The organism is Bartonella gliris (assembly GCF_045277155.1).
In the GTDB taxonomy this organism is placed as follows: domain Bacteria; phylum Pseudomonadota; class Alphaproteobacteria; order Rhizobiales; family Rhizobiaceae; genus Bartonella; species Bartonella gliris.
On the sequence record NZ_CP123962.1, the window covers coordinates 1,438,130 to 1,455,235 of the forward strand.

The 17,106-nt window shown below is 40.2% G+C and carries 19 protein-coding genes; 9 read left to right on the top strand and 10 right to left on the bottom strand.

Annotation, left to right across the window (positions count from 1 at the left end; translation table 11 throughout):
* Positions 1 to 142 precede the first annotated feature (142 nt).
* Positions 143 to 763 carry a J domain-containing protein gene (locus QHG54_RS06395; RefSeq protein WP_317993966.1) on the bottom strand — a complete coding sequence of 207 codons (621 nt, stop codon included), beginning with the start codon at positions 761 to 763 and terminating at the stop codon, positions 143 to 145.
* A gap of 120 nt (positions 764 to 883) precedes the next feature.
* Between QHG54_RS06395 and QHG54_RS06400 the strand changes: the two genes are divergently transcribed.
* Entirely contained in the window at positions 884 to 1,162 is a 279-nt protein-coding gene (locus tag QHG54_RS06400) for a BolA family protein (RefSeq protein ID WP_317993965.1), read from the top strand.
* Between the two features lie 8 nt (positions 1,163 to 1,170).
* On the opposite strand, the gene QHG54_RS06405 is transcribed toward QHG54_RS06400, so the two are convergent.
* Both QHG54_RS06405 and QHG54_RS06410 read right to left on the bottom strand, forming a co-directional pair.
* A complete protein-coding gene (locus QHG54_RS06405) occupies positions 1,171 to 2,139 on the bottom strand; it encodes a tyrosine recombinase XerC (RefSeq protein WP_317993964.1) in 969 nt (322 codons plus the stop codon).
* A 2-nt stretch (positions 2,140 to 2,141) separates the two neighbouring features.
* The gene (locus QHG54_RS06410) at positions 2,142 to 2,963 is read right to left on the bottom strand and encodes a SapC family protein (RefSeq protein ID WP_317993963.1); all 822 of its coding nucleotides are present in this window, start codon (positions 2,961 to 2,963) and stop codon (positions 2,142 to 2,144) included.
* Between the two features lie 130 nt (positions 2,964 to 3,093).
* Between QHG54_RS06410 and rimM the strand changes: the two genes are divergently transcribed.
* From rimM to QHG54_RS06450, 8 genes are all read left to right on the top strand, one after another.
* Positions 3,094 to 3,657 carry a ribosome maturation factor RimM gene (gene rimM, locus QHG54_RS06415; protein ID WP_317993962.1) on the top strand — a complete coding sequence of 188 codons (564 nt, stop codon included), beginning with the start codon at positions 3,094 to 3,096 and terminating at the stop codon, positions 3,655 to 3,657.
* Positions 3,658 to 3,679: 22 nt separating this feature from the next.
* A complete protein-coding gene (gene trmD / locus QHG54_RS06420; protein ID WP_317993961.1) occupies positions 3,680 to 4,378 on the top strand; it encodes a tRNA (guanosine(37)-N1)-methyltransferase TrmD in 699 nt (232 codons plus the stop codon).
* A gap of 208 nt (positions 4,379 to 4,586) precedes the next feature.
* Complete coding sequence (gene rplS, locus QHG54_RS06425; protein ID WP_317994083.1) at positions 4,587 to 5,027, top strand: 50S ribosomal protein L19; 441 nt, start codon at positions 4,587 to 4,589, stop codon at positions 5,025 to 5,027.
* Positions 5,028 to 5,518: 491 nt separating this feature from the next.
* Positions 5,519 to 5,920: a succinate dehydrogenase, cytochrome b556 subunit gene (sdhC, locus tag QHG54_RS06430; RefSeq protein ID WP_317993960.1), complete on the top strand. Its 402-nt coding sequence runs from the start codon at positions 5,519 to 5,521 to the stop codon at positions 5,918 to 5,920.
* Positions 5,921 to 5,938: 18 nt separating this feature from the next.
* Complete coding sequence (gene sdhD, locus QHG54_RS06435) at positions 5,939 to 6,325, top strand: succinate dehydrogenase, hydrophobic membrane anchor protein (protein WP_317993959.1); 387 nt, start codon at positions 5,939 to 5,941, stop codon at positions 6,323 to 6,325.
* A gap of 5 nt (positions 6,326 to 6,330) precedes the next feature.
* Entirely contained in the window at positions 6,331 to 8,175 is a 1,845-nt protein-coding gene (gene sdhA, locus QHG54_RS06440; RefSeq protein WP_406604045.1) for a succinate dehydrogenase flavoprotein subunit, read from the top strand.
* 14 nt (positions 8,176 to 8,189) lie between these two features.
* A complete protein-coding gene (locus QHG54_RS06445) occupies positions 8,190 to 8,969 on the top strand; it encodes a succinate dehydrogenase iron-sulfur subunit (RefSeq protein WP_317993957.1) in 780 nt (259 codons plus the stop codon).
* Positions 8,970 to 10,346: 1,377 nt separating this feature from the next.
* Positions 10,347 to 10,580 carry an EexN family lipoprotein gene (locus QHG54_RS06450; RefSeq protein ID WP_317993956.1) on the top strand — a complete coding sequence of 78 codons (234 nt, stop codon included), beginning with the start codon at positions 10,347 to 10,349 and terminating at the stop codon, positions 10,578 to 10,580.
* A 54-nt stretch (positions 10,581 to 10,634) separates the two neighbouring features.
* On the opposite strand, the gene QHG54_RS06455 is transcribed toward QHG54_RS06450, so the two are convergent.
* From QHG54_RS06455 to QHG54_RS06485, 7 genes are all read right to left on the bottom strand, one after another.
* Positions 10,635 to 10,781, bottom strand: a complete 147-nt coding sequence (locus QHG54_RS06455; protein WP_317993955.1) for a hypothetical protein — start codon at positions 10,779 to 10,781, stop codon at positions 10,635 to 10,637.
* Between the two features lie 1,352 nt (positions 10,782 to 12,133).
* Complete coding sequence (gene virB11, locus QHG54_RS06460) at positions 12,134 to 13,195, bottom strand: P-type DNA transfer ATPase VirB11 (protein ID WP_406604046.1); 1,062 nt, start codon at positions 13,193 to 13,195, stop codon at positions 12,134 to 12,136.
* Positions 13,170 to 14,339: a type IV secretion system protein VirB10 gene (gene virB10 / locus QHG54_RS06465; RefSeq protein WP_406604540.1), complete on the bottom strand. Its 1,170-nt coding sequence runs from the start codon at positions 14,337 to 14,339 to the stop codon at positions 13,170 to 13,172. The genes virB11 and virB10 overlap by 26 nt, the downstream gene beginning before the upstream one ends.
* Positions 14,339 to 15,145, bottom strand: coding sequence for a P-type conjugative transfer protein VirB9 (gene virB9 / locus QHG54_RS06470; RefSeq protein WP_406604047.1), 807 nt, complete (start codon positions 15,143 to 15,145; stop codon positions 14,339 to 14,341). Before virB9 ends, virB10 begins: the two co-directional genes overlap by 1 nt.
* Before the next feature lie 14 nt (positions 15,146 to 15,159).
* Positions 15,160 to 15,858, bottom strand: a complete 699-nt coding sequence (locus tag QHG54_RS06475) for a virB8 family protein (protein WP_406604048.1) — start codon at positions 15,856 to 15,858, stop codon at positions 15,160 to 15,162.
* Positions 15,855 to 15,998, bottom strand: coding sequence for a TrwH protein (locus QHG54_RS06480; RefSeq protein ID WP_406604049.1), 144 nt, complete (start codon positions 15,996 to 15,998; stop codon positions 15,855 to 15,857). The genes QHG54_RS06475 and QHG54_RS06480 overlap by 4 nt, the downstream gene beginning before the upstream one ends.
* A 172-nt stretch (positions 15,999 to 16,170) precedes the next feature.
* On the bottom strand, positions 16,171 to 17,055 hold the full coding sequence (locus QHG54_RS06485) for a type IV secretion system protein (RefSeq protein WP_406604050.1): 885 nt from the start codon (positions 17,053 to 17,055) through the stop codon (positions 16,171 to 16,173).
* Positions 17,056 to 17,106 lie beyond the last annotated feature (51 nt).

Consider the following 17,106-nt stretch of genomic DNA (forward strand, 5'->3'; position numbering starts at 1 on the left):
CGATACAGGAGTTAGAGCACTTATGCAATGCTCTATAAAAGAGATACTTTACTCTATGGTCTATAACGTTTTGCAAAAACAATGATGATTTTGATGAAAAAATTCGCATGAATATGCGTTTCTTTTAGCACAAACCAGTCTTTTAGCACAAACCAGATTTTTTTAATAAATTATAGGCGTGCAGGACATCGCGAAAGCGTTCTTCTGAAGAACGATTGCCACCATTGGTGTCAGGATGGTGTTTTTTGACCAATTCTTTGTATTTTGTTTTGATATCTTCAGCTGAAGCATTGGCTTGTAAGCCTAATGTATCAAAAGCTTTGGCTTCTAAGGGTTTTAATTTTCGTGAGAAAGTATTGGTTGAATGACGTTGCGTGAACAGAGTGAATGGATCGCGCATACGGTTTTGATAAGCAGCTGTTCCAGAGCGAATTTTCGCGTAAGTGGCGGCTGTCTTTTTCGATACACCATTGTTGAGATCAGTGGGCCATGTTGGACGGTGCCCTGTGAGAGCATCTTTTTGGAATTTTGCAATATCTTTATCGCTAAGACCAGAGAAATAATTAAAATTTTTATTATAAGCACGCACATGTTCGATACAAAAGTGCAAATACTGCCCTTCGTGATTCCGGCCTGCGGGTGCTTTATGAGTCCCTGCTTTTTCACAGCCTTCCCATTGACACTTCTGTGCTTGTGATTCAGCCTGTTGCTTCTTATTTGAGCTGATTCGAATTGAGTCGAATAATTTAGATGTTATTGCCATATCTCTAGGTTTATGCAAAATCGGTTGCTTTGACAAGAATTGACTTTTGAAAAATTTATTTTCGCACCCATTTGATAATAAAAAAGACGTATTCTATCGTTCTTTTTATGAAGGAATAACATGTCTACCACAATTCAAACAACGATCAACATGAAACTTCAGGAAGCTTTTCATCCGCAAAAGCTTGAGGTGATTAATGAGAGCCATCTTCATGCGGGACATCCCCATGATGAGCATGCTTTTGATGGTAAGGGGGAAACGCATTTCCGAGTGAAAATTCTGTCTTCTTCTTTTTCGGGTATGACGCGTGTAGAAATACATCGGGCTATTTATAAAGTTTTACACAAAGAGTTAGCAACATGTGTTCATGCTTTGGCGCTTGAGGTTGAATCTATTTAATGCAGTTTTTAGGCGCGGGGATGCGCTTTTTGATAAATTTTCAACAGGCGGTCTGTATCCACATGGGTATAAGCTTGGGTGGTGGAAAGACAAGCATGGCCGAGAAGTTCTTGAATGGTACGCAAATCTCCTCCACGTGACAAAAGATGAGTAGCAAAAGAATGACGCAGTGTATGGGGTGTAGCAGTTTCTGGCAACCCCAAGTGAGCACGTAAGTTTCGAACAGCGCGTTGAATGATGGCTGGCTGCAAGGGGCCACCTCGAGCACCACGAAACATTGGTTGCTTGTCCACTAAAGGATATGGGCAGCATTTGAGATAATTCTGTACTGCTTCGTAAACGACTTTGATGAGGGGGACAAGACGTGTTTTTCCACCTTTGCCAATGACGAATAAACTTGTTTTTTCAGGATCAGAAAATTGTTCTGGTGTGAGGCTTAAGGCTTCTGATATTCGCATTCCACAGCCATAAAGAAGCATTAAGACAGCAGCGTTGCGCGTAGTTATCCATGGTTGACTTTCCTGTTGATTTTCTTGTTTGACTACATGCAGTGCTGATTCTATCGTCAAAGGTCTTGGCAGCGATTTTGGCTGTTTTGGGGATCGGACAAGTTTAGCAGCAGGGACGCTGACAATCTCTTCGCGGGATAAGTAGCTGAAAAAAGAGCGTAAACCCGCCATACTCCGGCTTAAAGAACGGGCGCTTATATTGTGTGTACGGCGATGAGCTAGATAAGCACGTAAATCAATGGTGCGCAAATTGGCAAGATCATTAAAAGTTGGCTCGTGTCCGAGATGTTGACAAAGAAAAGACAAAAACTGCCGTGTATCACGCTCATAGGCGTGTGCTGTGTGTGCAGCCACGCGACGTGTTTTTAGAAGATTATCCAGCCAATTTTTCCTTGCAGCTAAAATAGCAGGATCGGCTGGAATCAGGAAAACATTTTTGTCTTTTCTACTGTCATCTTTTTCGGGCATTTCTAGTTGAGGGTCTCTTTCTTTTGAGGTTTTTCATCATTGGAGCAACCGTTCTTTTGGGAAGACTGCTCTTCATGACTGGTAATGTGTTTTTCACCTTTTAGAGAGAGTATTTTTAAAAGATTGTTTGTTGACATAAGATGCGCAAAAATCAATCCTAAAAAGCCATTTTTATGGAGTTTTGCAAGCTGATGCGCGGATAATTTGTTCAACTTTTCTTCATCAACAACCCAGAAATGTTCTAATTGCGCTGAAAGACCTTTGTCATTTTTTACATTGATTGATTTCTGGCTCAAAAGGTCCATCTCTACAAGAGCATCAATAAACTCAGCGGTTTTTTCCATAGCAATTTTAAAGCTTTCAAGAAAACGAATACGCTCTTCCATAAAGGGAGAAATAGATCCATCTGAATTAAAAAGTTCTGTGCCTGTAACTTCATTAAACATGCCTGATTGCTGATCAAAGCAAACAGAAAGCTCTTTTTCATCTTTAAATTGTGCAAGAACAAAAGGATAGCGACGAACAAAAGCTGGAACATAAGTATTTTTTTCCCAACTTTTATCAGAGGTGATGTAATCATTTTCGTCGTTAGAAAGACCTACAAGAGCAGCGGATGTGTAGTGTTTTTTCTTTTGTTCATCTTCTGCGCACATAAACAAAATCGGATAATGTAGAGCTGCTTGAAAATATTCACTGCTTGCTAAAGGAACCCAGTGAGTATCTTTGGCAAAAGACATATCACTTGGAGGAGCAAATTTTAAATTTTTATGGGAAACTTTATTGATTGGGGTGATATCTTTGTAAAAAAGCATAACATTTGCCATAAGACTTCTCCTTAATTATTAATTTGTTTTGTTACCAAGAAAGGTCTTTTGGGAAGATTTTTATATGGCAACAAGGTTGAATAGAAAGCTATAAAATTGAGGGATTCGTTTTTAGAAGACGATATTTTACATGAAATATAATAGAGAAAAACTTAAAAATAAAGTCTATCTTGCCATTATTGGTTACCCTCATGGTATAAAGGGAGATGTTTTGGTTAAAGTCTTGAGTGGTGAACCACAGCGTTTAAAAACTTATGGTCTCCTTTATGATGATATGGGCCGTCCTTATGAAATTGTAACTCTTCGTGTGCAAAAAAGTAATGCGATTGTGCGTTTTAAAGGAATTGAAGATCGCAATGCTGCTGAAGGCTTAAAGGGAATTCACCTTTATGTCACCCGTGATCAATTGGTTGATGATTTGATGGAAGATGAATTTTATCAAGTCGATTTAATTGGACTTCGTGTGCAGGATTATGTTGGCCAAATTTTAGGGGAGGTGAGTGGTTTTTTTAATTTCGGAGCTGGTGATTTGCTTGAAATGCGTTTGGATACGGGCAAAACTGTACTTATTCCGTTTAGCAAGGCAGCGGTGCCAGAAATTTGCATTGCTTCTGGTTTTCTTGTTGTTGATCCAGTAGCAGCGGGTTTATTTAGCGACGAGGAGAAAGATAAGATAGAAAGCGACTTGGCTTAAATGAGGATGAAGGAATGAAAAAATGAAGTTTCAAGCACGCATTTTAACACTTTATCCTGAAATGTTTCCGGGTTTTTTGGGTTATTCTTTAGCAGGGCAAGCTTTAGAGCGAGGGATATGGTCCCTCGATACAGTGCAGATTAGAGATTTTGCTTTGGATAAGCACCATAGCGTTGATGATACACCGGCTGGTGGTGGTGCTGGTATGGTGATGCGGGCGGATGTCTTAGCGGCTGCACTTGATAGTTGTCCAAATGATTCGCCAAGGTTGCTGATGAGCCCGCGTGGGAAGCTTTTTAATCAAGCTTATGCACGTTCTTTGGCGCTTGGTTGTGGAGTGACATTGGTTTGTGGGCGCTTTGAAGGTGTCGATGAACGGATAGTGGAAGCGCGGGAATTGGAGGAAGTATCCATTGGTGATTATATTCTTTCAGGTGGAGAAACGGCGGCACTGGTTCTCTTGGATGCTATTGTACGTCTTCTCCCTGGAGTGATGGGCAATGAGATCTCTGGAAAGTGTGAAAGCTTTGAGAATGGTTTGCTTGAGCACCCTCAATATACGCGCCCTGCTGTTTTTGAAGGGCAGGGTATTCCTCCAGTTTTGACATCAGGCCATCACAAAGCTATCGCCGATTGGCGTCAACAGCAAGCCGAATTGTTAACACGTCAACGTCGTCCTGATCTTTATGCTCTTTATAATAAAAATCGTCAGAAAACTTGATTCATGTTGTAAGGTAGTGTATTGCATGGCTCTCTTTTTTGAGAGAATTTTCCTGTAAAGGGTTTTCTGTAGTTCCAAAATTAGGGAATGGTGTATTCGCTCCTGTGTAAAGCATAGTCTAAAGAACTTCTTTTTTGTTTATGAAAAATTTTTTCGGCAAGAGTTGAGCGCTCTGACTGTTCAATAAAGAAAATAAAGGATGAAAGAAATGAATATTATCGCACAGCTTGAAGCTGAACAGTGCGCAAAAATTGAAGCAAAACGCCAACTGCCAGAATTTCAAGCAGGGGATACGGTCCGTGTTATGGTGCGCGTGACCGAAGGTACGCGGACGCGTGTTCAGGCTTATGAAGGCGTTTGTATCGCACGTTCAGGCGGTGGTCTGAATGAAACCTTTACAGTGCGCAAAATTTCTTATGGTGAAGGTGTTGAACGTGTGTTTCCAGTTTATTCTCCCTTGATTGAAGGTGTTGAGCTTGTGCGTCGCGGTAAAGTGCGTCGCGCGAAACTCTATTACCTCCGTGCTTTGAGAGGTAAAGCTGCCCGTATCGCTGAAAAAAGAGATCATCGGAAAAAAAGTGCAAAGGTTGCTGAAGGCGTGGAAGCAGCAGCCGTTACAGTGGAAGCGGCAAAACAAGCTGCCGAATAAATACTCCTACAGAAAGAGTTTATAAAGAAGCTGCTTTTATATTGCTTCTTTGTATTATGAGTGATTCGTGTTTGTAGCTACAAGGACTTGTAGCTACAAAGGGTGGTTTTAAGTATTCTTCGAAAGAGTACGCTTTTTGTTTTTCTCATAATGGTTGAAGTGGAATGCATTATGTGGAGGGGCATGTCATCTACTTTTGGAAGCAGGAATGAGCGTGGCTTGAAAAAATACGTGTTTATATTTGAAAACGGTGTTTGACCTTTGACGTGAAGATGAAATTGTACTAAATTAAGGCGAGTTTTATGGCTTGTGTCTGTAAAACAATCGGTTTTTTTATGCGCGACCTTTAATCCGTTATTTGAGACAACCGACCTAATTTTAAGTGTTGGCCTTTTAGATGCCAAACAAGTGAAAACGATAATGCACTTGATTTTTTGTGCGAGTCTTTTCGCTCATGATGTGGTTGCAGTGAAAGTCAGATCGGATATTTTATGACAGAGACAACTAGAATAAAAGAGCGCCCTCATTCCCCTCATTTAAGTATTTATCGTTGGTCCATTACTATGGCGATGTCAATCGCGCATCGTATCACCGGTATGGCACTTTATTTCGGAATGGTCTTTCTCGCTATTTGGTTAGTTTCAATCGCTTGTGGGGTTGAGGCATTTGGAATGGTTAATAAGATTTATGGTTCTGTGCCTGGGCTTTGTATTTTGTTTCTTTATACTCTTGCTGGCGTTCATCACATGGTTGGCGGTATTCGCCATATCGTTTGGGATATAAAACCTTGCCTTTTAGCTAAAGAAAAGGCAACGTTAACTGCTTGGGCAACAGTTTTTATTTCTCTTATCGTCACTTTCGCGATTTGGATTATTGGATATAGCATTGTCTAACGAGGGGTGGAGAGAAGTATGAAAAAAGATTTTCGAACGGAACTTGGAAAAGTGCGTGGACTTGGGAGTGCGCACGCAGGAACAGAGCATTTTTGGCTAGAGCGTTTGACAGGTTTTATTAATCTACCATTTTTGATATTTTTCATTATTCTTATTCTTTCACTGGTGGGAAAGGACTATAGCATTGTGCATGCACGGCTTTCGCATCCTGTTGTTGCTATTACGTTGGGATTGATGACTCTTTCAGTCCTTTATCATATGAAACTTGTCATGCAGGTTGTTATTGAAGATTATATTCGACATGAAAGTATGCGGATCTTATTTTTGGTATTGAATGTTTTATTTTGTTTCGTTCTGGGGGGTGTAATCATTTTTTCTCTCTTAAAAATTGCATTAGGGGTTTAAACAATATGGTGAGCACAGGATCGTCTCTGGGCGCTAGAGCAGGTAACGCCCCTTATCGCACTGTAGATCATAAATTTGATGTTGTTGTTGTTGGAGCAGGGGGCGCTGGTTTGCGTGCAACGCTTGGCATGGCTGAGCAAGGATTAAAAACAGCATGTATCACAAAGGTTTTTCCAACCCGGTCACATACAGTTGCCGCACAGGGTGGTATTGCAGCGTCACTTTCAAATATGGGACCTGATAATTGGCAATGGCATTTGTACGATACAGTGAAGGGATCTGATTGGTTGGGTGATACCGATGCAATGGAATATTTGGTGCGTAACGCTCCTGCTGCTGTCTACGAGCTAGAACATTATGGGGTTCCCTTTTCACGCACAAAAGAAGGTAAAATTTATCAACGACCTTTTGGCGGACATACGACAGAGTTTGGAGAAGGGCCTCCTGTCCAACGCACATGCGCAGCGGCAGATCGTACTGGGCATGCGATTTTACATACGCTTTATGGACAGAGCTTAAAGCATAATGCACAGTTTTTTATCGAATATTTTGCGCTTGATTTAATCATGACTGATGGTGTGTGTACTGGCGTTGTGGCATGGAACCTCGATGATGGCACAATACACCGTTTTTCTGCTAAGATGGTGGTTCTTGCAACCGGTGGATATGGGCGTGCTTATTTTTCTGCTACATCGGCTCATACCTGTACGGGAGATGGTGGTGGAATGATCGCGCGTGCTGGATTGCCGCTTCAGGATATGGAATTTGTTCAATTTCATCCAACAGGTATTTATGGTTCTGGCTGCTTAATTACAGAAGGAGCACGGGGTGAGGGCGGATATTTGGTCAATTCTGAAGGCGAACGTTTTATGGAGCGTTATGCCCCTTCCTTTAAAGATTTGGCTTCACGTGATCTTGTTTCGCGGTGTATAACGCTTGAAATTCGTGAGGGACGCGGGGTTGGTCCAAAGAAAGATCATATCCATTTGGTTCTCAACCATATTGATCCTGCTATATTGCATGAGCGTTTGCCGGGGATTTCTGAATCAGCACGGATTTTTGCAGGTGTTGATGTGACAAAGGAACCTATCCCCATCCTTCCAACGGTTCATTATAATATGGGTGGTATTCCTACCAATTACTATGGAGAAGTTCTCAATCCAACGGCTGATTCGCCTGATCGTGTTCAACCAGGTTTGATGGCTGTGGGTGAGGCTGGATGCGCTTCTGTTCATGGTGCTAACCGCTTGGGTTCAAATTCATTAATTGACCTTGTCGTGTTTGGGCGAGCAGCTGCAATTCGTGCGGGTGAAGTGATTGATCGCGATGCCGAAATTCCACCTCTTAATGAGGTTGCCGTTGACGAAATTATGGAACGTTTCGATCGTTTGCGTTTTGCTCAAGGAGCAATACCAACCGCTGTGCTGCGTGAAAAAATGCAACGGACTATGCAGGAAGATGCCGCGGTATTTCGTACAGCTGAGTCTTTGCAACAAGGATGTCGGCGGATAAGTCAAATCTGGGGTGAATTGTCTGATCTCAAGGTAACAGATCGATCATTGATATGGAATTCTGATTTAGTCGAAACATTAGAGCTTGAGAATTTGATGATTAATGCGATTACCACTGTTTATTCTGCAGAAGCGCGTTTAGAAAGCCGGGGTGCTCACGCGCGTGAAGATTATCCAGAGCGTGATGATAAAAATTGGCGTCATCATACGCTTTCAAATTTATCAAAAGAGGGCAAAGTGACGTTGTCATATAGGCCAGTTCATGTCGATCCGTTAACACCTGAAGCAGATGGTGGTATCGACTTAAAGCGTATTGCTCCTAAAAAACGTGTTTACTAAGGGGAGAATAAATTATGGTACAAATTAAACTTCCCAAAAATTCTCAAGTGAAAGCTGGAAAGGTTTGGCCTAAGCCTGAAGGTGCTACACAACTGACCGAATTTCATGTTTACCGTTGGTCGCCTGATGATGAAGAAAATCCCCATCTTGATACCTATTATGTCGATCGTTCAGCCTGTGGGCCAATGATTCTTGATGGACTTTTATTTATCAAGAATCATATTGATCCAACTTTGACACTTCGTCGGTCATGCCGTGAAGGTATTTGTGGTTCGTGTGCGATGAATATTGATGGGAAAAATACGCTTGCTTGTACCAAAGGTATGGATGATGTAAAGCACCCAATAAAAGTGTATCCTCTTCCTTCTATGCCAGTTGTTAAGGATTTGGTTCCTGATTTAAAGCGCTTTTATGCACAGCATCGTGTGATTGAACCTTGGTTGCAAACCGTTTCGCCTGAGCCGGCGAAGGAATGGTTGCAAAGTTACACTGATCGCCAAAAAATCGATGGCCTTTATGAGTGTATTTTGTGTGCATGCTGTCAGACATCATGTCCCAGCTATTGGTGGAATGGCGATCGTTATTTGGGGCCTGCCATTTTGCTCCAAGCTTACCGTTGGATTGCTGATTCACGTGATGAAATGTGTGGTGAGCGTCTTGATAATTTGGAAGATCCTTTTCGGCTTTATCGATGCCATACGATTATGAATTGTACACAAACTTGTCCAAAGGGCTTAAATCCAGCGAAGGCAATTGCTGAGATTAAAAAACTCATGGTTGAACGTCGCCTTTAAATACTGGTTAACGAGAATAAAGTAAGGGCAATAAATTGCTCCTCCATGTCTTTTGTGTTTTTTGGGGTGTTGCATGGGTATTGATTTCTAACAGTTTGTAGACTTTTTATGCGTATAAAAACGCAGCTGTTACTGCATAAAAGATGAAAATCTTTCTGGACAAAAGAGGTATCGCATTGAGAAAATGCCTCTTGAATTTGGATAAGCAGTTGCAAGCCGGCACCCTCATACTATTTTTCCAGCCCCCAATGTTGCGATAGTCCTTGCATGAAAGCGATTCATAAGAGGCGTTTTAGCCCTTTCTTAAACAGTTTTTATCCACACGCTTATCCCGCTTGTTATGTGCAAGCGAGTGAGTGGTTTTGTTTGATTCAACATAAACAGGTTTGAAATGAGAGAATCTTAGGATATTCGTGTCTCTCATTTAACATGTAAAACAATAAATTATCATTATAAATCAACACTTTGTATAAGGTGAACAGCATCCTTAGACATATTTAACTGTTATAGAAATTATGCTTTATCTTGATAGAATTTCAGGGACAGCTCTTTTATTGAAAAGAAAAATTTTTGCTATGCTCAGATTACAGTGTTTGATTATTTTGTCTCTATCATTTGTCTTATGAAGCATCATGAATTTCTTATGAGTCATAAAAAATGCTTGGTAAATTTATTTCCCGATGTGAAAAATATGATTTTACAGTGGGTTAAAAGAACGCACAAACAAAGAGATTTTGAAACAAAAATTGCCTGATCAAACTTGGGTTAATCCTATTCTATTCTTCAAAGGGGAAAAAATTGCTTTCCTTAAAAAAATATTAAATGAAGCTATTTTCTACTAAGTTGCATATTCTATCTAATGAATACCAAACCGATTTTGAAGATTTTATGAAGAAATCCCTATAGAAATACTTGTATCACTTATTGTTTTCTGTATATTTTGGGATAGTGAAGCGTGAGAAAAATAAATAGAGAATAGCCACAACATTAAAGGGGGAAAATCAATGACCAAAATACAAATAGGCAAAAAGGATTAGTCCTTTCTTTTATGGCTTCGTGGTCCATTAAGAGTGATACTAAGCATTATAATGCTTATAGGCTTTCTAGGGCTCGCAACAACTCCTGTTGCAGTATCGATATTTGAAATGGAATGGACAAAAGGATTAGTGCACCTTATGATTTCATCATTTGTATTAAGTTTTGGCTCTTTCCTTATCATTTTGTGCTATGAAAAACTCATACGACGTCTGTCGTGAATTCTTCTATTATAAAAGCAAAGAAGTGACGATAATAAAGTTGTATCCTGATATAGCGTAAAAATTAAAACCCCATCTTGGGGGGGGATATTAACAAATGAGATATTGAAAGAGGGGTAAAGTGAAAAAATTTATTTTATTATGCATCACGGTGTTGCTCGTAGCTGGTTGTGAAAAAACCTATAGCGTAGAAGAATTTAAGAAGGATGAGAAATTAAGAGAAGAGTGGGGGAAGAAATGTTTCCTTGGGAGTGCTGTTCAGTCATCTAAAAATTGTCAAAATGTACTACAAGCAGATACTGAAATGTTTTTCTCGCAAAAGCCTGTTAATACAGATCCAGGACATGAGTTCTAACTATAGGTTCTAACTCATGCATTGTTAAATAATAAAGTGTTGATATATAAACCCTCAAAGAAAGAGGCTACTGTTTCCCAAAAAATAAACAGTGGCTTTTTCTTCACTTGCTGTTCGAGAAGTTGCTTCAAATGCTACATTCAGTGATGTGTAGAATGATCTTTCAAGAGACAATTCATCATGGTTTTCTTTTGCAACCATATCACATAGATACTCTCCAAGTGATTGGATAATTTATCTCCTATGTTTTTCGAGAATGATGCCAATAGCAAGAGCAGCTTTTTTAAAAGTCCATAGTTATTTTGCTTGGTTTGACGGTGCTAGGTGAGATGCCTCTTATTGTGGATAAAAAAATCCATAAAACGCATTAAAACATTTTCAGATTCAAACGATCTGGCTATATAGCGGTATTTGGCAGTGCTCTTGCTCAAAGATTTGGTTTAAGTGGAGGCAATGTATTGTCTTTTGCGATTAAAGTGCTTCGGTTTTGTTAGCTTTTTTTCATAAGTTATTTTGTCATGATTGAAAGCACATTTATAGTTGGAGTGTGTTCAGATTTTTCTTAACACTTCTGTTTGTTCAATTACAAATAGAGTGAGGGATTTGTATTGTGTATATGCATAGCATTTATTAAAAAATCGAATAGCTTTTTCAAGTTTAACAAACAGCGCTTTTAATAAAGGCGCTCCCATAACAGTTACAATTTTTACACGATCAAAAAGCATTGCTATAACCGGTGTGAAATTTGTTCTTTCAACATAAGATCACAATTGGTGGTAAAAACTACGAAATCTCGCAATTACAATAATTTTGTGTTTTGTTTCTTTTTTGACTCTAATAATATGGCCTTGAAATTCATGATAATGCGCGCTTAAAATGCTAAAGTTAATACCGCAAGCAGTTGTTAAACATGTCATCAAAGTTAAGAGGGGCATCGTTTAGAATTTCCAGAATTTCGCATGACGATAAAACTTTTATCAAAAAGAAAAAGACGGTAAAATTTGTCTCTTCACGTTAACAGCTATACATCCAATTATCTATATCAATCTGACGATTGCTTTTGAATACGGATAGTATTCCGTCTTTATCAAACGATGCACCTAGGGAAGTATTTAAAAGGACATTCAATATTAAGCCATTGCTTCTATGACGATTGTTTATGGTTGTCGGATAGCTTGGTGTCATAAGGGCAGAGTGATAAGTGAGGTGAGAGCTGCCTCTTTTATTTAAGAATGTTTATTCTGTAGTAATTTTCACTTTCAATATAAAGTGGAACTTTCAAAAAAATATTACAAGAATTTATTAAAGTGATGGAATACAAGAGTAATGGAATCTTCATGTATGACTTGGTTTTCCTATGATTTTTTATCCTCCCTCTTTTATTTTTGTCCTGTAAGAGCGCGAAAGGTATAGCAGAGAAGTATAGTTGATGTAGGAAGGGTGCTGTTTAAAAAGGTTTGAATTCAATAAAACAGCCGTGACAATTTGTCACGGCTGTTTTTGAATTTACGGTATTATATTGCGACTATCGGTACTTAAAAGAAAAGCTTCGCTTAAGCCATTTTTGATTTAGAAAAAATTGGATCGTAAAAAACTTCAAAAAGCTTTCGATCTTTGAAGAACAACACCACATCAACTGTGGTGTAGAGTACCATTTTTATCATTTCTAAATCGAATTGGCGGCCAACTTCTGACCTTTTGATCAATGTGGCACACCGTTCGAATGTTTGCAAAGCATTGTTTGCATGTGTTGTGGTAATTGATCCGGGATGGCCAGTGTTCAACGAATTGAGATATTCCCACGCTTCGTTGCCACGCAGTTCAGCAAGAAAAATGCGGTCAGGCGATTGACGCATACACGCATCTAAACATTCATCAGCTGAAACACGGCCCACGTCGTCACCATACAGCATATGTACATGGTTAGGATGGTTTGGTAAGAAAAGCTCATGAACATCTTCAATGGTGATAATACGCTCTTCTATTGGTACCTTTTCGATTAAGGAACGGGCAAATGTCGTTTTACCTGATCCTGTTTTGCCTGCAATAATGATGTTGCGTTTATGAAGGACGCATTGTTCCAAAAATTCAAGAATGTTTCTGTCACGTTTCAATTGCAGGAGTTCAACTTCAAAGGGCTCCAATCGCGTGAAATCTTGTTTTGATAAGAAATCATTCGCTTCTTTCTCTGAAGGTTTATTGAAACTCACATCGCTAAAGCCATTGAGCGCTCCTTCTTCGTTGAGTTCCTCTAGCGTCTTAACCGTGAGAGAATGCTTACGAATCATAAAGGATAGGCCACCATCAATGACAGCTGGTGTTTGTATAATTGTACCGCGCTGCCCTCCTGGCAACAGCACATAATTAATGCTTTTGGGAGCCATACCATTATAAACGATAATGGCTGTGATAAGCGTCTGCAAAAAAGCGCTTGTCAGCTCTGGTGCACTATGCATCTGCCAACCTTCGAAGCTTTTTGTCCATATTTCACAAGGGCGACAGATCGATAATTCAGTAATTTTCGGATCTTTTAAGAAATGATCAAGCGGCTGCAAAAGTTGTGCAACTGCCTGATCCTTCTGTACTTGCTTAGCGTGTAACGAGGCTGTAGACATTACTGAAATCCAGATCCCGAGCAACAAAAATATTCACCCGCTCGCCTTGGTTTTTGTAAAGTGTTGGTGGAATGTTGATTGAGTTTTGCAGGACTTCGGCAACCACCGATTCAGCACCATGCATATTTTGAGATTGTGACTTCTCCTTATCTTCTTCCTTATTTCCTAGACCAATTTTGCCTTTCACCCATTCTCCCAAATCACCAATTATGCTGATCATAATTGCACCGCCGAATCGTTGCCAAAAATGTGTATCCAACCAGCCGCCGATACCAGCTTCACCAAGGGGGCCAGTGCCAGGTGAATCAAGATTGACAATAACACCAGAAGGCGTTTCAATACGCAACCATTGCACAAAAACACGCGTTTGTCCTTGTTGTACACCGCTTTGATAAAAACCAACGACTCTAGAGCCACGATCTAACAAAACAACGCGACCACTCGTAGAATAGACATCACGTGTTAAATGACATGTGGTCATACCTGGTTGTGATGTGACGATCTTTGTTTCCAGTGTACAATCTATCTGTGTTCCCTGCGTAATTAATAAATCACGGTTACGGAGTTGAACAGCCTGTGATTGACTTAATCGTACAGGTTGGAGCTGATCGAATAACGCGCCACCATTTCCACTGTCAGATGTATTATTTTTCGAATGCTCTGAAGAGCTTTCGCTACTGCCACCGTTGTTAAGACCGGAATTTAACATACGTTGACGCGCTAATTCCTCAGTATCCTTGATCAAATGTGGTGGAACCGTTGTTTGAAGAAGTTGAGCTAAGGCTGGAGGGATACCCTGTGTTTCTTCTTCTTTCTGGGTTGGTATTTCTAATTCTTCTACGACCTTTGGTTCCTCTATGACTCGAGGGGTATAGCTAGGTATAATTTGTTGTACCGTCTGTTGTGGCTTTTCCTCTTCAAGGTTTACGCTATTGCGCATTTTTAAAGCCTTCCAAGTGAGAGCAATCGGTATCGTTACTATGACGATGATTCCTACTATTAACAATGTACGTGCACCGGGAATGGTTGGACGACGTTCAGAACCTAATTCGGAGCTACCATACGCATTTTCAATATGCTTTTGCTCGGCATAGTCCATTTCCGTGTCTATGTTGATTTCATCTCCTTTCTTATTGCCGAACATCATTTACCTCCTTTATTAATACGATGAACCACAGAGGACACTGTTCTGGTTGTGTTTGGTATACCATTAGGGTCATAGTTTTCGTTGAAAACAGCTAAAACACGTTTGCCAAGCCGTATGATCCACTTAGGATTGACTTTATGAACAGCGATAATATCATTGGAATTGCCTACAACAGTACGCGGTATTAAGCTTTCGTTGCCTTCTGCATCCACTACGTAAATTGATGGCATATCCATGTTGGTGGGAAATTTGAAATAGGTAATACGTCCATTGTCCCAAGCGTTTATCGGAGCAATATCTTGATTGCCGCTCATGGTATAGCTAAGATTATAACCGTTTACGGCTTGATGAAAACCATGTTCAATGGCAAGGCGTTGTTTGTTTTCCTGTAAATTCTGGGTATTTGTATCGGGATAATGGAAAGCTAACTCGTAAATAGCTCCAGCACGGTCATTTTTAAACTGTAGCCGGAATTTATAGTTACGTCTATCAGTAACAACGATGAGGTTTGTATTGGCAAGCTCTGCTTTGGGTTTAATAAAAATATGACGTCCCTTATGGGCAAAGGCATAGGCTTCAGCATCACCAAAGGCATGAGTGATATACTGTTCGCCTTCTTCAAGGATGATATGCGTTGCTACACCAAGAACGGTTTCAATCTGAACCACATCAGCGTCATTATACGTTACATAGCGAATGCGATGATCATATTGTGAATTGGATGGAGTTTTAAGCGCCTGCACAGGTATCGTATAAAGTGAGGAAAACGAGGATAGTAAGGCAACAAACACAAGTTTTTTCATAATAAATCCATTCCTCAATTATTCAAAAGTATTTCCGGATCAGCACGGTAACTTGTGACCTGAAAACCAAGAGGGTTAAGCAATCGATCAGATGATTTCATTGGGGCACCAACATACGTGTAGCCAATTGTGGCAATTTGGTGTTGTTTTGGACCAACTGTGCCATTGCTATCATATTGTTGCGTCGTAAAACGCACGGTCGCTTGACCTTGTCCATTTGGCTGGATCGACCGCACTTTAACTGTGATGCGTGCTTTATTGGAAAGTACTTGGTCGCGCGCATTTTCACCTTCATAGATTTTGTAAAATTCCTGTTGAACAGTCGGTGCACTTAAAAGCGCTGCAGTATCATAGTTCAGCTGGATAGTGTCATAGTCGTAAGTTTCACGGTTAAGCACATATTGATTGAGCCAGTATCTGTCTACAACTTCGCCATAGCTAGTTTCATGCTCACGCATCACAGAGATAACATCAACGGCACCAGTCGTGTTATCAACGCGTAGCACCAAGGGAGTGGGAGCTGGTTGAGAAAAGCCGACGACTCCACACATCATGCCGAACAACCCAAAAATACCAACAACGGTTGCCACCCGCCACGCTGTTTTGCGCGATCTTATAAATTCGCTGATGATTTCACGTTCCAAGCCTCGGCTTTCTTCGTAGTAGCTGTTAAGTCGTTCGGCTTTTACTGGTTTAGCTTGCTTTTTTTTCATATTACTCCTCGCTGAATTTCGGCAGGGACAGTTTTATTAATAGGTACTCGATTCCAATTGCTCGGTTGCTTTGGCTTTGGAGCCAATGCGCAAGCCGATAGAAATACTGCAATCAAAATTGCAATAATGACTTGTTTCATTTTAACAAATCCTTTTTTTCGACTGTTAAATATACTTTATAACATTTTCTAATCATTATATCAATTTTGATTATAAAGTATATAGCCTATAGTTGTTTTTATTTCTTGATTTTATTTTTTGTTTACAAAAGCGATCATCTACAGCGCAGATGTCATCTGTTACATTGGTGGGTTATTTGACTGTGCGGCTGCTCTGAGAAGCAGTGCCTCCTATTGCACTTTGTCTCCAGAGATGTCCGAATGTAACGCCTTTTGCCAAAGCATTGGCAATGCTTGACAGTTTAAATAACAGCACAATGGAAATAATGGATAGGATGAGTGCACCACCAAGCGCATAGGCTACATTCTGCTTTCCATCGAATTGTAGATCGGTCATATAATTTGCAAAGATGTTCATCATCAAACTAAATATGGTGGCTAGCAGTACCATGAGAATTGTATAACTCAAGACTTGAGCTATCCATTGCTCGAAAAAGCGATAGGTTGGTTGCCAGAGCAAGGCAATGATGAAGAAAGGTCCAAGTCCGACAAGAAGCACAAGTGCGATTTTTGCCAGCAGAATGAAACCACCGCCGATTGCTGCGAGGAAGCTTGTTGCAAGTAAGATAATAATACCGAAGAGACCGTACAGCAGCCCATCACCATCCAAAAAAGCAGCTTCTTCGAAAGCTTTGCTTGCACATTCGAATCCTTTTTCAGCCACTTTATCAATCAAGGTGTTTAATTGGTCGCTGCTTGGTGGACTGTTTATCAGTGCGTTTAACAAGTCATTAGGCATTTGGATGATTAAATTAGCAATGTCTTGCTGATAAAGTCCTGTAGTTAGTGCAATTGAAGTAATAATGCTTATCCGCAGGCAGCGGCTTAGGAACCCAGAGACCGGCATATCTATTGCGCCGCGAATAATGAGCCATGCATAGACGATAAAAGCGATGGTAAGACCGATTGAGACGATGGGTGTAATTGCAATAATGGTTTTTGAGGAAATGTCTGTAACATATGTCTGCGTTGTCTGATCAATTTTACTGAACAGTTGTGTGAACATTGTAAAGTCCATGGCATTCCTCTTTAACGAATTCTTATCTTTCCATTATCTTGGAACATTGAT

Coding starts and splice junctions, on each gene's coding strand:
- QHG54_RS06395 (WP_317993966.1), bottom strand. CDS start 763: ATGGCAATAACATCTAAATTATTCGACTCAATTCGAATCAGCTCAAAT.
- QHG54_RS06400 (WP_317993965.1), top strand. CDS start 884: ATGTCTACCACAATTCAAACAACGATCAACATGAAACTTCAGGAAGCT.
- QHG54_RS06405 (WP_317993964.1), bottom strand. CDS start 2,139: ATGCCCGAAAAAGATGACAGTAGAAAAGACAAAAATGTTTTCCTGATT.
- QHG54_RS06410 (WP_317993963.1), bottom strand. CDS start 2,963: ATGGCAAATGTTATGCTTTTTTACAAAGATATCACCCCAATCAATAAA.
- rimM (WP_317993962.1), top strand. CDS start 3,094: ATGAAATATAATAGAGAAAAACTTAAAAATAAAGTCTATCTTGCCATT.
- trmD (WP_317993961.1), top strand. CDS start 3,680: ATGAAGTTTCAAGCACGCATTTTAACACTTTATCCTGAAATGTTTCCG.
- rplS (WP_317994083.1), top strand. CDS start 4,587: ATGAATATTATCGCACAGCTTGAAGCTGAACAGTGCGCAAAAATTGAA.
- sdhC (WP_317993960.1), top strand. CDS start 5,519: ATGACAGAGACAACTAGAATAAAAGAGCGCCCTCATTCCCCTCATTTA.
- sdhD (WP_317993959.1), top strand. CDS start 5,939: ATGAAAAAAGATTTTCGAACGGAACTTGGAAAAGTGCGTGGACTTGGG.
- sdhA (WP_406604045.1), top strand. CDS start 6,331: ATGGTGAGCACAGGATCGTCTCTGGGCGCTAGAGCAGGTAACGCCCCT.
- QHG54_RS06445 (WP_317993957.1), top strand. CDS start 8,190: ATGGTACAAATTAAACTTCCCAAAAATTCTCAAGTGAAAGCTGGAAAG.
- QHG54_RS06455 (WP_317993955.1), bottom strand. CDS start 10,781: ATGGTTGCAAAAGAAAACCATGATGAATTGTCTCTTGAAAGATCATTC.
- virB11 (WP_406604046.1), bottom strand. CDS start 13,195: ATGTCTACAGCCTCGTTACACGCTAAGCAAGTACAGAAGGATCAGGCA.
- virB10 (WP_406604540.1), bottom strand. CDS start 14,339: ATGTTCGGCAATAAGAAAGGAGATGAAATCAACATAGACACGGAAATG.
- virB9 (WP_406604047.1), bottom strand. CDS start 15,145: ATGAAAAAACTTGTGTTTGTTGCCTTACTATCCTCGTTTTCCTCACTT.
- QHG54_RS06475 (WP_406604048.1), bottom strand. CDS start 15,858: ATGAAAAAAAAGCAAGCTAAACCAGTAAAAGCCGAACGACTTAACAGC.
- QHG54_RS06480 (WP_406604049.1), bottom strand. CDS start 15,998: ATGAAACAAGTCATTATTGCAATTTTGATTGCAGTATTTCTATCGGCT.
- QHG54_RS06485 (WP_406604050.1), bottom strand. CDS start 17,055: ATGGACTTTACAATGTTCACACAACTGTTCAGTAAAATTGATCAGACA.